We start from the raw sequence: 12,302 nt of genomic DNA on the forward strand, positions 1-12,302 counted from the left end.
GTTAGCTGCGCTCAGTGCAGGCTCAAGCGAGTACTCCCAATAGCTATGGAACACGCAACGAAATCATAGCCAAAGCCGTTGGCAAATATTTGAGTAGCGTAACGATTCCATAGTTAAATCGTCTAGAAAGAAACTCATTTTATTTATGAACACAAAAACATTTCAAAAAGTTGGTGGTTTCAGCTCAATTTCACTTGGATTAATCTATATCCTAGCGTTTATAGTTTATGGTGGAATATTGGAATACCCAAATGCCAACGCAACAGACACCGAAAGATTAAATTTTTTGTCTGACAACTATATAGTTCTATCAACAATAAACTTAATAAGCTATGTCCTATTTGGAATTTTACTTGCCGTATTAGTTGTTTCGATACACCAGAGAATAAAAGATTATTTGCCCAACCTTTCGATACTAACCTCTATCTTCGGAATAATCTGGGTTGGCTTGGTCATAGCCAGTGGAATGATTGCAAATATTGGACTCAATTCTGTAATTGAAATTGGAATTGATGAACCACAAAAGGCAATGTCAATCTGGTCAAGTGTTGGTATTGTTTCAGAAGGACTTGGTGGAGGCAACGAAATTGTTGGAGGAATTTGGGTATTACTTTTAAGTATAGTAACCTTTAAAGATTCGTTTTTATCAAAATCACTGAACATTTTAGGTTTTCTTGTTGGGTTTGCTGGCATACTAACCATTTTACCTATTGACTTATTCAAAGAGATTTTTGGAATTAGTCAGATTATTTGGTTTATATGGATTGGAATATCAATGATTCGTAAACCACTAAAGAACGTCGAATAAAAACGTTTGCGGACAATAGTTATGATTCATTGCTGCTTTTGACTAGCTCAAAATTTTATATAACTTTACAAAACTTGATTTCTACGGTGGAAAATCCGCTGGATTTTCAACACGCAACGGAAGATTATATAAAACCGTTGGCAGTAATTACTAAAATGCATTTCCAAAGAAAATTCAAATTAAAATATGAGCATGATAAAACGAAATAAGTCTTTAATCATAACTGGAATTTTGACAATTCTTTTATCAATCGAATCTTATGCTCAAAAGGCTACTATTGAACAAGATTCTGTACAGATTGAATTTATCAAGAACGATAAATTAAAAAATAAGTATCCGAAAACTTACATCGATAAATTATCCAATGGTTTTAGAATTACCGTTTTAGAGGTGGATATAAAAAATATTGACCTTAAAAAAGGAAAATTTGATCCCAATAAATTTTATCTCATTAGCGAAAAACCCAAATTTCAATATCGCCCATTAGATATTTTTATTGCAGATGATAAGAATGAGTATTCCCGATTTGATTTGGTGACTAAAAAGAAGCCAAAGGCAACAAGTAAAATGCAGGAAACGTATGACCCAAATATTAAGGATACTTATTTGGACTACAAAATTGATGGTGTAAGCGGAATAAAGATTCCAATAAATTTAGGCAGTGCAGAATTTCCAGATAAACACGTATTTCACTTTAAACCAAAAGCTATAAATGACAGCAGAATCCTGATATATTTTTATCTTTCATCTGACTTTATAAAAAGTGGAACATTGTATTATGGAAATGAGAAAATTACCGAAACTAAACTAAAATAATTACCTATAAAATAACTACTGCCAACAATGGCCATAAGTAAAGGTGCCTTCTTGCCTAGTCTTCGACAAGCTTAGGTCATCGCTTCTGCAAATCCACAAGGATTTTACTAGCACCAGTTCACTATGCTCGTGTCAGTTTTGTTTGTACTTGCAACAATTGAATTTTACTTCAGTCTTTATTGAAAATTCAACAAATGAAAAAAACATTATTAATCTGTTTATTGACAGTTTTTTTAATTAATTGTAAAGAGTCGTCGAAAGAGCAAAATGAAACTCCATCAATCGCACTAAAAACGACAGAACAAATTCGTCAAATAGATAGTTTGATTCAACATCTTGTATCTCAAAAACATACATTAGGAGTAAGTTTCGGAATTCAAGTCAATGATTCTGAACCTTTTGTTGCATCGTATGGAATCGCCGATTTACAAAGCAATACAGAGGTAAACAAAAATACGATTTTCAGTTTAGCCTCAATTACAAAACCGATAACCGCATTGGGTATTGGAATACTTGCTCAAGAAAATAAACTATCGTTTGACAATACAATTGATCAGTATTTTCCTGATTTTCCGAATGGACATAGAATTACCATTTATCAGTTACTCTCGCACACATCAGGCATTCCCGAAACTTGGATTGGTGGACTACCTGAAAATATTTCAAGTGATTGGACTATTGAACCAAATCCACACCTTGTACTTCAGAAAATGAAGAACCCATCAATATTTGAACCCGGAACAAAATACGCTTATTCAAATAGTGGATACCTGCTATTAGGAGAGATAATCGAACAAGTAAGCGGGCAATCTTATCAAGACTTCATAAAAGAAAAAGTACTCGAAAAATATGCCGCTAACCATTCTTTCATTGATGAAAAGGGAATGGAAAAAAACAATTTTTGGACAAAAGGATATGGAATTAAAATAACAGACTCAACTAATAATCAAAAGGCATTTTTTCAACACGATTTTGAGGCATTCAACTTAAAGTCATTTGGCGGATTGAAATCAAATCCCATGGATTTACTACAAATTACTAACAAATTGTTTAAAGGTAAAATTGTAAATGACAGCATACTTAATGAAATGACTTCATACGCCAAAACTTCAAATGGAAATTATGTATATGATGAGCTGTACTTGCCATCAGATTTTGAACTACCGAAGTTACCAGATTACATAGAAAAAAACGGATATGGGCTGGGATTTAGCTTAATGAATGTATATAATGTCCCTGTTATTTGGCATAGTGGTGGAATGCCAGGATATAATGCGGTTTTAGCACATTTTCCGAATTCGAATACTACAATCGTTATGTGCTCGAATACAGACAACGGACTAATCCCTGAATATGAAAGCATTATGAAAATTTGCTCTGAAATTGGAGAAAAATAACTGTGCCCTGCGACGTACTTTTGTCTATGCTACTCTCAACTTCGCCAGTGCCTCATTGAGCGAAGTCGAAAACACTATATCCAAAAGCATTTCGATATCATCGCTGTGCTATGCCAATTGCATTAAAAACCTTAACCAGTTATTATCCCGCTACGGCTGATCTACTCTACATATTAGGCACCTACATATAATTGGTTGCTCTTTTTTTGTTCCCAATAAAAAAATCAATATTAGCACATCACAAAGCGGTGCTAACAATAGTCGATAACTGGCAACAATAAATCTTTAATTGAGTAAAATATTGCCAATTATCAACACGATTTTTCACTATATTCACAAAAAAATGGATAACTGTACATAGCACTGCGTTGTGTGTAATCGAAACAAAAAATGGAAGCGTTATTATCAAATCTTGGAATTGACAAACTTGATTCTTTTATATATGAATATAACCCAATAAAACTTGATTGGTGGGATTCTGAAAATGAAACATCTATTGAAATAGAAATCCATCAGAATGACGACAACGTGATTGAGTTAAATGTAGTCTTCTGCCCTGAAGCAGAAGGAATTATTGAAAGAACCCTTGTTTTTACTACATCATATAAATCAGACTCAACACAAACTCAGGCTTTTATTGCAAAAAAGGTTTGTGAAGAAATGATAAAAGAAAACTCTTTTGAATTTTCTGAAGAGCAAAATGCATACATTATAAAATCGTTAGAGGATTCCAGAAAAGTAATGACTGAAATCTCAAATCTCATTTCTAATAAAGAACCTATTTATAAAATTGATCTAAAGCAAATCGAAGACGAAGACGAAGTTCCCCATGAAACTGGTGATACATTAGACCATTTTATCGCAATGATGTATATGAATTCTTTAGAGTTCACCGAAGAAAATATTATTGAAAATATAGAGTTAGGCTATGAATTAGAGGGACCTGAATATCTAAGCGAATTAAAGAACGATGTTATTAGCGAAATAAAGCTAGACTTTAATGAAGAATATAGTCTTGATGATAATACACTTGAATTTATAAAAAAGACCATTAAAAACTATATACAGCAAAGAATTTGAAATCATAGCCGCCTATCGGTAGGCCACGCTTCATACACAAAGACGTTGTGTGTTATTTAAACTTAATAATATGAAATACTTACTCTGTTTTGGAATAATAATGAGTAGCTTAATATGCAATGGTCAAATAAGAGAAAAAGGAAGCATTGAATTGACACCAATAATTGGCTATAGTGATTCATATCAACTAGATTCTTTCCTTTTTGGGGCATCATCCGTTTCTGGAATTCAGTTCGGAATTTATGGAAATTATTTTCTTAATAACAGATGGAGTCTGCGTACAGGTTTGCTTTATCAAAAAATGGGAACAAATACTGTTGATTTTTTCATCTTTGCCAACGAATATTCCGAAAGAACAAACTACCTCACTATTCCATTGACTATAAATTATCATTTCGGGACAAGACGTAACTGGTATATAAATTATGGAGTAGGTATTGGATTTTTAACTAGTGCAGAAGCTAATTATAATGATGGGAATGGGTACGTTGATTTAAATGACTTGGCTAACCCAACTCAATTTGGAATTAACTTAGGAATTGGTCATAAATTCAACATATTGCCTAAATTTTTAGTGGTTATTGAAAATTCTAATTTTGTTGGAGTTACAGACACTACCGAACAAAAAGTAGGGAAGAATTTTTATTTAAGTTTTAATATTGGAGCTATATTCAAAATTTAGGAATAGATAGTAATAAATAACACAAGCAGACAACATTTAACAAAAAACGAATATGAGATTAAAAAATGTACTAGTTTTTTTACTGATTCTAACTTTCATTGGTTGTGAAAATGACGATAATAATAATAATAATAATAATTCTACAAACGCTTGTGAATTGGACCCTTTTCCAGGAGTTAGTGGAGTAACACAATCAAATTTTATGGTTCAAACGTTTAATGAACCTGATGAAAAAGGATATTTTATTACCGCTACAATCACAAATGATAATCTTGAATCAGTTTCCGGAAGTCCAAGCTTTGTGTTTAGAGAAAATGGTGAAATAAAAACCTATTCCACATCGAATACTGCATCTTCAACATCGTGTGTAAATATTGATGCTGAATCAACTTGCGATTTTGAATTCCGAGTATATTTAAGTCAAAACGAAAACATTGATGACAATATTCAATTTCTTTGCTTTTATTACTTTGGCGAATAAAATGGAATCAATAGAAATAGAAAATGAAAACATTGGCTAACAATGTATAACTGTAATTTGCTATGCCAGTGTTAAACCGAAAATCATTAACTTTAATTCCATAACTGACGGTTATATGAGACCGTTTACTGTAATACGAATCAAGCAAAATTGCAAAATGAAATACTTCACAATTTTAATTTTCATTATATTCTCAAATTGCGTATACGGACAGGCTTCTTCTTGGGGCGATTTTTTTATTAGTATAGAATTTGAAAAAGACATTCCTGTTAAACAAATAGAAGTAGCTTATTATCAATCTGCAGGACAAAACATAGAAAGAATCAACTTTTATCCAGATAGTTTGAAAAACACAATAGAAATTTCTGGACACCATGGCTTTGTTGTCGGAGCTAGTTTTCCGGTCGTTGTGTTTTCTTATAAAGAAAGAATACTTAACGATTCTAATCATAATGGTTTGAGAGAAGAAGGGAAGATTGAAGTTGAAAACTTGTATTATTTAATAATTCAAAAAGATAGTTTTAGTACATCTGATGAAGGTTTCAATTCCAAGTTGAAGTTTTCTAATGAAAAGCCTAATATTATAATTAGACATAAGAATATCAATGGAAAAATAAAATACAATGTATCGAATGAACCTGACTATTTTTTGCCGACTAATGAAATGCGAATCAGTAATAGATTAGTAAAAGTCCAAAACGATTAAATGATTTATGAATATGAGGACTACAGCTAACACGGTGTATGAGTAATAGTGGTTTAAATGATAAAACAAAAGAATAAACATAAAACAATGGTCAGTACAATCCCTATCCCAGTGGCTATCGGGACAAGCAACTACTAATAGCCAAGACCAATGTAGCACATTTGTCCAAAAAATAAAATGAACAGAATACTAGAAACTTTTGGATTGAAAAAGCATTTAAATTGGACTTTAAAAAAGAACAAGTCTGATTTCATTAAAATGTTAGAGACTAAAGTTAAGCCTAACAGACTTTTCTTTTTTGACATATTCGATAGTGAACAAAAGGAATTTTATGGGATAGTAAATGAAAACGATTTTTGGTTAAGAAAATCTGACAGGCTCATCCCGAATTGTCCTTGGGCAAGCGCAACTGGAATAATGAAAACGGAATCAAATAAAACGACAATTGAATTGAAAATAAAAGGTTGGAATTGGTTCATTATATTATGGATCTGTTTTATGACTATCATTTTTGGACTTGCTTTAAGCGATGTCATAAAAACAAATCAGTTTGGAATTTTGGTTGTATTTGCACCAATATTCCTAATGTTTTACTTATTTGCACTATTTAAAATGCGTCAAGGAGTTAAACGATTTGAAAAATATTTGAAGGCAGAACTAAATGAATAAAAATGTACTACAACAATGTATAACCGTAATTTGCTACATCCAGTTTGCTGTGCTCGTATCAGCCCAGAAATTATTGTCAGGATACTTGTAATTACTTAGGTTTACCCAAAAACCAAAAATAATCGCTACCTTAGGCGTAACTGTATTTATGCTATACTATTGTAAATAATACGACCAAAAAAACTCAAAATGAGTATTTAAATAAATGTTTAATTAAAAATCACAAAGAATGATTAAAAAAACAATGAAAACGATGACAGTTGTATTTGCTGCATCATTGCTATTAACCTCTTGTTATTCTTACACAAGTGTAGTTGGAAAAGGTGCACAAGGAAACGACCAAACAACAAAATGGAATCACTACGTAATTTATGGATTAGCACCTGTAGGAGTTTCTGATTCAAAACAGATGGCCGGTGGAGCTGAAAATTACACGGTTCATACAAGACAATCTTTTGTTAATGGATTAGTTTCAGCACTAACCTTTGGTATTTACACACCAACTACAACCACCGTTACAAAATAAAATTGGAAAGAGAGTTTGTCATTTTCGATGAACTCTCTTTTTTTTTCTTATGAAGAAAATAACATTTTACATTTCGGCCGGAATTGCAATCGTATTATTAATCAATATTATAAATATTTTATTTGCTGATTTAAATAGACTAACTGATTATGGTTATGGGTATTTAGTAGGAAAAGTAATATTGTTTTTGATTTTTGCAGGCATTGCTCTTTTGACAAGAAAACATAAAATTACAACAGAAAAATAAAAAGTTCTGTTTACAACAGTGGCTATAAGTAATGGGGTGGTTATTCCCTTCCCTTCTACCAAGCTTGTCTTGAGAGAAATCGAAATAATCAAGGCAGGCTTCTAAAAATCCTTGCGGATTTTACCTATGTCAGTTCGCTACGCCATAGTCAGTTTGGTGCATACTCGCAAAGTTAATTGCCTACCCACGCAACTGCTCATACTCAAGAACATTAGTGGCAATATCAGTCCACACGAATCCAATTTGTTATCATTTGGTAACAACAATCAGAAGCAAGAAAAATAATTTTGCTGTCTAAATGACAAGTAAAATTTATGAAAAGACTCCTTCTAATTCTGATTGTTATGACATCAGCACAGATTCAAGCACAAGATAAAAAGCAAAAAAAGTACCCAAAACTCACAGTATCAGTAGATGTTAAAAGTAAGCTCTCGCCACAGCAAACTTTTGAGTATATAGTTCCTATGGATTTAGAGCACATTTTTGAACGCTATAAAAACATCCCAGCGGTTGATAGCACAAGCAATAAAGAGCCTTGGTATCAACCAGGTATGACAAGAACGGTATATTTTGACGATGGAACTTCATCAGAAGAAACGCTATTGACTGTTACACCACATGTTGGTTTCACTTATAAAGTCAACGGATTTACAAACTCGTTAAAAGGCTTAATTAAACAAATTAATGGGAGTTGGATATTCAAGGAACTAGATAATAAAATGATTAGAATCAAATGGACATACGAGTTTGTTCCAAAAAACTTTTTTGCTCGGTTCTTGATAAATCTCATCGTAAAAAAGCGAGTGAAAACACCAATGACCAATGCTCTAAATATTATGAAAACCGAATTAGAAAGTGGAGAATTGTATCAATATAAAAGAAGAATTGGAAATTGGTAAATTTGTAATACATGGATAACTTAATAAATTACCTGCTTCAATTTGGACAACTTAACGCTCAGCAAATTGAACTAATCAGAAACTCTATTCAAGAAATTGAATTAAAGACTGGCAATTATTTTTCAGAAGCAGGAAAAACTGCAAATCAAGTAGCCTTTGTTGAAAAAGGAGTTTTAAGAGTTTGCTACTATAATAAAGAAGGCGAGGAAATTACACGTTATTTTATAGATGAAAATAATTTTGCAGTTGACTTAAACAGTTATAGTTTAAAAGTTCCATCATCCGAATATATTCAAGCTATTATTCCTTCTAATCTGATTGTTTTTAACCGTTCTGAACTTGAAAACCTTTCGAACACAATTATAGATTGGGATAAGATTATAGTACAAATCACCAATAAGGCGTTAATGGAAAAGGTAAATAGAATTAGTCCAATGCTAGCCGAAAATGCAAAAACAAGATACATAGAATTCCACAAACGATTTCCAAATTTGGTTAATCGAATTCCACTAAACTATTTAGCTTCATATATTGGAATCACAAAAAATTCCTTGAGCAGAATTAGAAGAGAAATTACATAAAACACTGCCACCAACTTTGAGAGAAATGGAAGTTTGAAAAACTTTGAGGGCTTTGACAAGTACAAAGTGAGGAATTATTTCGGAACAAGTCATCCCCACAAAAATATGGACGTTATAACACTTATAAATTCTCAAAGTAAGGAGCACAGGCAATTCAATTGGAAATTTGAAAATGAAGAATTAACCCTAACCGAGTTTATACAAGACGGAAAGACGAACAACTTTTTGCTTGGTAATAATAAAATCGTGTTTAAATTAAAAATCACTAAGTAAAACAGTTGCCATAATTCATTGCTAAGCTATGGTAATACCCGAAATTAGTTTAATTTTAACTGACTTGTTTTCTATGCAACAAAATCATAGCCGAGACCGTTGTATTCCTTTGAAAAAACAAAATGCATCCTTTTAAAAAATACATATTAGATTATAATCCATTGAATGATGAGGAATGGAAGCATATAAAAGATTGCCTTAAGAGGAAGGAGTATAAAAAAGGTGAATTAATTCTGAAAAGTGGAAAGATTTGCCGAAAACTCTACTTTTTAGAAGATGGTTTTCTTAGATTCTATCTATTGAAGGATGGAGAAACTGTTTCTAAATTCTTCACGCAGTCACCTTATTGCTTTACATCACAAAGAAGCTTCACCAAAGATATCCCAACCAATGATAATATTGAGGTACTAAAAGACGCTGTTATTTGGGAAATATCAAAAAAGGATGCTTTCGATTTATTAAGATTTCCTAATTGGAGTGAATTTATTAGAAAACTAATCCAAGAGGTACAATTCTATACCGAAGAAATACTGGAAGAAGCACAAAATGATACAGCAGAGGAACGCTACATAAAATTGCTTGAAGAAAATAATCCGATTCTTCAACACGCCCCATTAAAGGATATTGCCAGCTACCTGGGAATCGCCCCACAGTCCCTAAGCAGAATTCGAAAAAAATACTGGAACTCAAAGAAAAGTTAACATAGGTTCAGTGGTTTAAAATCGTTTATCGTGAATTTTGTAATAAAAAAACTATGCGATTAACAATTTTAATTCTGATGACAACCTTACTAACAAATCTTAACGCTCAAGACAAAGTGCCAACCAATAAACATTTTTGGTATTCTTTAGAAACTAGTGCTTCTCCCGAAGCTATCTGGAAAATTTGGACAGATGTTCCTAATTGGAAGGATTGGGATACAGGTTTAAAAGACGCTTCAATAAAAGACAGTTTTAATTTGGGCGTAAAAGGAACTATAATTTCTTTAGAAAACCGCAAATCTAAATTCAAAGTAGTAGAATATATCGAGGGTCAGTCTTATACTTATAAAACCAAACTACCCTTGGGAAGTCTTTATGTTAAACGGTATTTAACGACAAAAAACGGAAGAACCACATTCACACACGAAGTCTGGTTTAAAGGGCTTACATCTGGATTTTTTGCAAAATCTTTTGGTGGAAAATTTAGAGAAATGTTGCCCGATGTACTTAATAATATAAAGACTATTGCAGAGTCCATATGAAAACTTTCATCCCTTTTTTGATATATTGTCTGTTATTTTTTCAAAGTAGTTTTTCACAAGAGAATATTATAAATAACCCTTTCGTCAATGTGAGGCTAAGTATTTTATTATTTCCAACGACACCTCTTTTAACTATAGAAGTCAGAACTTTTAGCAATGTCACTATACAAGTTGAAAGCAATTTTGCAAATACACATGGTATTAATCTCAAATATTATTTTAGGGAAAGATTGAGCGAATCTTATCTATTTACAGGAATTGCTTTTATTGAAAATGAATTGCTTCGTGAGGATCTTCAAACAACATTTTTACCTTATGCAGGATATGGATATGCCTATCGATTTGGAAACAGAAAACAATGGACTTTTGATAGTAGAATAGGCTTAGGTTCAACAACAAATGCAGATTCAAACAGTTTTTATCCTGTAATTAAAACAGGGATAGGACGAATATTTTAAGACTATGACTTTAATGAAACTAATGTATTTTGCAAACATCGGTGTTGCAGGAGCAATAAGCATAACGAGTTTATTTTATCCTAAAATAGCTCAGAGAACCGTATTTACAGAAGCTTTTGAATACTCAGAAGCGATAAGACTAGTCGGAGCATTGTGGCTGGCAATTTTCTTGCTGTCCATTGTTGGTCTGTTTTATCCAAAACAGATGAGTTTGGTATTTGTATTCCAGCTTATCTACAAATCTAGTTGGCTTTTATTTGCAGCCTTACCAGCTATTTTAAATAACCAACAATATCCCAAATCAATGGCCATCTTTTTTGTTGTTTGGGTTATTCTGTTGCCCTTTGTAATACCTTGGAAAGCACTTGTAAATTAAAAAATAACGGCACATAAAAAGTGTATGGGCAATTGCGGTTTGAGTTCTAACTTAAACCGTTTTTCGTTTAAATAGAGTATATTGCTTTATGAAAAGTGGTAATATTAATCGACTACTATTCATACAGAAATCGCTGTAAAACATTTTAAAAACACATCTAATATTGCGTAAAATTTCACTATTAATTTTGAGTGTTTTAGTACCGCTTATGTCTTTAAGCCAAGATTTAAATGGTAGATGGAGCGGAATGATTTATCAAAAAATTGGTGATACTCTGTTTAGCTTTAATCTAGAAACAAATATTGTACACAAAAAAAATAATCTATCAGGAAAAGCAGTAGTCGTACAAACAGAGACAAAAAATTATTCCGTATATAAGTTTATCGGTTCAGTACGAGAAGGAAAAATAAAAATAAATCCATCTGAAATTGTAAAAATCGACTTTCCACAACCAAATTTTCCATTTTTGTGTTTCAGCAATCTGAAAGCTGAACTAAAAATTGATGAAGTTAATAATAAAATGATAATTGAAGGAGAAAACTATGGTGTCGACATTAAATATGATTTAATCAACGAAAGATATTTCGAAGGCAGTTGTCCCAAAGGCACATTTAAACTATCTAAAAATATTATCAAGACCGATAACCAAAGTATCAAAGCAGAAAATCCTGCTACACTTCTAATAACAGATAAAAAAGAAATTCTTGTGGTTGATGATAAAGAAATCATACTTTTCACAAAAACTGTAAAAATAGAAGTCTGGGATAGCTATGATGAAGATGGTGACCTCATTAATCTTTATTTGAATGGTAATATCTTGTTCTCAGATTTAAAAGTTTCAAAAAAAGGCAAGAGATTTGATATTGATTTACAATCGGGCGAAAACATTATAGAGGTTGAAGCGCTAAACGAAGGAACAGTGTCGCCAAACACAAGTGCAATTAAGATTTTTGTTGATGAGCAGCAACACGAAATTATTCTTTCGGCTAAAAAAGGCGAGCGAGATTCTCTTAAAATTATATTGGAATAAAACAACTATTCATAGTCGAGACCGTTGATA

Annotated in this window: 17 protein-coding genes; all 17 read left to right on the plus strand. The window is 32.0% G+C overall.

From position 1 onward, the window contains the following. Window positions 1–145 precede the first annotated feature (145 nt). The 17 genes from Q0972_RS11735 (at window position 146) to Q0972_RS11815 (ending at window position 12,272) form a co-directional block, all read left to right on the plus strand. Window positions 146–808, plus strand: coding sequence for a hypothetical protein (locus Q0972_RS11735; RefSeq protein ID WP_299365907.1), 663 nt, complete (start codon window positions 146–148; stop codon window positions 806–808). A gap of 186 nt (window positions 809–994) precedes the next feature. Next, on the plus strand, window positions 995–1,624 hold the full coding sequence (locus tag Q0972_RS11740) for a hypothetical protein (protein ID WP_299365908.1): 630 nt from the start codon (window positions 995–997) through the stop codon (window positions 1,622–1,624). A 194-nt stretch (window positions 1,625–1,818) separates the two neighbouring features. Beyond that, entirely contained in the window at window positions 1,819–3,021 is a 1,203-nt protein-coding gene (locus Q0972_RS11745) for a serine hydrolase (protein ID WP_299365909.1), read from the plus strand. Between the two features lie 390 nt (window positions 3,022–3,411). Further along, window positions 3,412–4,101, plus strand: a complete 690-nt coding sequence (locus tag Q0972_RS11750) for a hypothetical protein (protein WP_299365910.1) — start codon at window positions 3,412–3,414, stop codon at window positions 4,099–4,101. Window positions 4,102–4,171: 70 nt separating this feature from the next. Beyond that, complete coding sequence (locus tag Q0972_RS11755; RefSeq protein WP_299365911.1) at window positions 4,172–4,783, plus strand: outer membrane beta-barrel protein; 612 nt, start codon at window positions 4,172–4,174, stop codon at window positions 4,781–4,783. Between the two features lie 52 nt (window positions 4,784–4,835). Next, window positions 4,836–5,264, plus strand: a complete 429-nt coding sequence (locus Q0972_RS11760; protein ID WP_299365912.1) for a hypothetical protein — start codon at window positions 4,836–4,838, stop codon at window positions 5,262–5,264. Between the two features lie 157 nt (window positions 5,265–5,421). Beyond that, window positions 5,422–5,970: a hypothetical protein gene (locus tag Q0972_RS11765; protein WP_299365913.1), complete on the plus strand. Its 549-nt coding sequence runs from the start codon at window positions 5,422–5,424 to the stop codon at window positions 5,968–5,970. Window positions 5,971–6,174: 204 nt separating this feature from the next. Then, the gene (locus tag Q0972_RS11770) at window positions 6,175–6,639 is read left to right on the plus strand and encodes a hypothetical protein (protein WP_299365914.1); all 465 of its coding nucleotides are present in this window, start codon (window positions 6,175–6,177) and stop codon (window positions 6,637–6,639) included. A 253-nt stretch (window positions 6,640–6,892) separates the two neighbouring features. Continuing rightward, entirely contained in the window at window positions 6,893–7,165 is a 273-nt protein-coding gene (locus Q0972_RS11775) for a Bor family protein (RefSeq protein ID WP_299365915.1), read from the plus strand. Window positions 7,166–7,726: 561 nt separating this feature from the next. Then, complete coding sequence (locus Q0972_RS11780; protein ID WP_299365916.1) at window positions 7,727–8,311, plus strand: SRPBCC family protein; 585 nt, start codon at window positions 7,727–7,729, stop codon at window positions 8,309–8,311. An 11-nt stretch (window positions 8,312–8,322) separates the two neighbouring features. Then, entirely contained in the window at window positions 8,323–8,892 is a 570-nt protein-coding gene (locus Q0972_RS11785) for a Crp/Fnr family transcriptional regulator (protein ID WP_299365917.1), read from the plus strand. Window positions 8,893–8,997: 105 nt separating this feature from the next. Continuing rightward, window positions 8,998–9,165 (plus strand): hypothetical protein, encoded by a 168-nt coding sequence (locus tag Q0972_RS11790; protein WP_299365918.1) that lies wholly within the window; start codon window positions 8,998–9,000, stop codon window positions 9,163–9,165. Between the two features lie 122 nt (window positions 9,166–9,287). After that, window positions 9,288–9,866 carry a Crp/Fnr family transcriptional regulator gene (locus tag Q0972_RS11795; protein WP_299365919.1) on the plus strand — a complete coding sequence of 193 codons (579 nt, stop codon included), beginning with the start codon at window positions 9,288–9,290 and terminating at the stop codon, window positions 9,864–9,866. A gap of 77 nt (window positions 9,867–9,943) precedes the next feature. Beyond that, window positions 9,944–10,408, plus strand: coding sequence for an SRPBCC family protein (locus Q0972_RS11800; RefSeq protein ID WP_299365920.1), 465 nt, complete (start codon window positions 9,944–9,946; stop codon window positions 10,406–10,408). After that, on the plus strand, window positions 10,405–10,866 hold the full coding sequence (locus tag Q0972_RS11805; RefSeq protein WP_299365921.1) for a hypothetical protein: 462 nt from the start codon (window positions 10,405–10,407) through the stop codon (window positions 10,864–10,866). The genes Q0972_RS11800 and Q0972_RS11805 overlap by 4 nt, the downstream gene beginning before the upstream one ends. A gap of 13 nt (window positions 10,867–10,879) precedes the next feature. Further along, complete coding sequence (locus Q0972_RS11810; RefSeq protein WP_299365922.1) at window positions 10,880–11,242, plus strand: hypothetical protein; 363 nt, start codon at window positions 10,880–10,882, stop codon at window positions 11,240–11,242. Between the two features lie 163 nt (window positions 11,243–11,405). Further along, window positions 11,406–12,272 (plus strand): hypothetical protein, encoded by an 867-nt coding sequence (locus tag Q0972_RS11815; RefSeq protein ID WP_299365923.1) that lies wholly within the window; start codon window positions 11,406–11,408, stop codon window positions 12,270–12,272. Window positions 12,273–12,302 lie beyond the last annotated feature (30 nt).

Origin of the sequence: Winogradskyella sp., from assembly GCF_028282165.1 — a bacterium.
Lineage (GTDB): Bacteria > Bacteroidota > Bacteroidia > Flavobacteriales > Flavobacteriaceae > Winogradskyella.

Excerpts from the sequence above, each read along its gene's own strand:
- Q0972_RS11735 (WP_299365907.1), top strand. The coding sequence starts at position 146 with ATGAACACAAAAACATTTCAAAAAGTTGGTGGTTTCAGCTCAATTTCA.
- Q0972_RS11760 (WP_299365912.1), top strand. The coding sequence starts at position 4,836 with ATGAGATTAAAAAATGTACTAGTTTTTTTACTGATTCTAACTTTCATT.
- Q0972_RS11800 (WP_299365920.1), top strand. The coding sequence starts at position 9,944 with ATGACAACCTTACTAACAAATCTTAACGCTCAAGACAAAGTGCCAACC.
- Q0972_RS11740 (WP_299365908.1), top strand. The coding sequence starts at position 995 with ATGAGCATGATAAAACGAAATAAGTCTTTAATCATAACTGGAATTTTG.
- Q0972_RS11775 (WP_299365915.1), top strand. The coding sequence starts at position 6,893 with ATGACAGTTGTATTTGCTGCATCATTGCTATTAACCTCTTGTTATTCT.
- Q0972_RS11795 (WP_299365919.1), top strand. The coding sequence starts at position 9,288 with ATGCATCCTTTTAAAAAATACATATTAGATTATAATCCATTGAATGAT.
- Q0972_RS11765 (WP_299365913.1), top strand. The coding sequence starts at position 5,422 with ATGAAATACTTCACAATTTTAATTTTCATTATATTCTCAAATTGCGTA.
- Q0972_RS11790 (WP_299365918.1), top strand. The coding sequence starts at position 8,998 with ATGGACGTTATAACACTTATAAATTCTCAAAGTAAGGAGCACAGGCAA.
- Q0972_RS11810 (WP_299365922.1), top strand. The coding sequence starts at position 10,880 with ATGAAACTAATGTATTTTGCAAACATCGGTGTTGCAGGAGCAATAAGC.
- Q0972_RS11805 (WP_299365921.1), top strand. The coding sequence starts at position 10,405 with ATGAAAACTTTCATCCCTTTTTTGATATATTGTCTGTTATTTTTTCAA.
- Q0972_RS11750 (WP_299365910.1), top strand. The coding sequence starts at position 3,412 with ATGGAAGCGTTATTATCAAATCTTGGAATTGACAAACTTGATTCTTTT.
- Q0972_RS11780 (WP_299365916.1), top strand. The coding sequence starts at position 7,727 with ATGAAAAGACTCCTTCTAATTCTGATTGTTATGACATCAGCACAGATT.
- Q0972_RS11745 (WP_299365909.1), top strand. The coding sequence starts at position 1,819 with ATGAAAAAAACATTATTAATCTGTTTATTGACAGTTTTTTTAATTAAT.
- Q0972_RS11785 (WP_299365917.1), top strand. The coding sequence starts at position 8,323 with ATGGATAACTTAATAAATTACCTGCTTCAATTTGGACAACTTAACGCT.
- Q0972_RS11755 (WP_299365911.1), top strand. The coding sequence starts at position 4,172 with ATGAAATACTTACTCTGTTTTGGAATAATAATGAGTAGCTTAATATGC.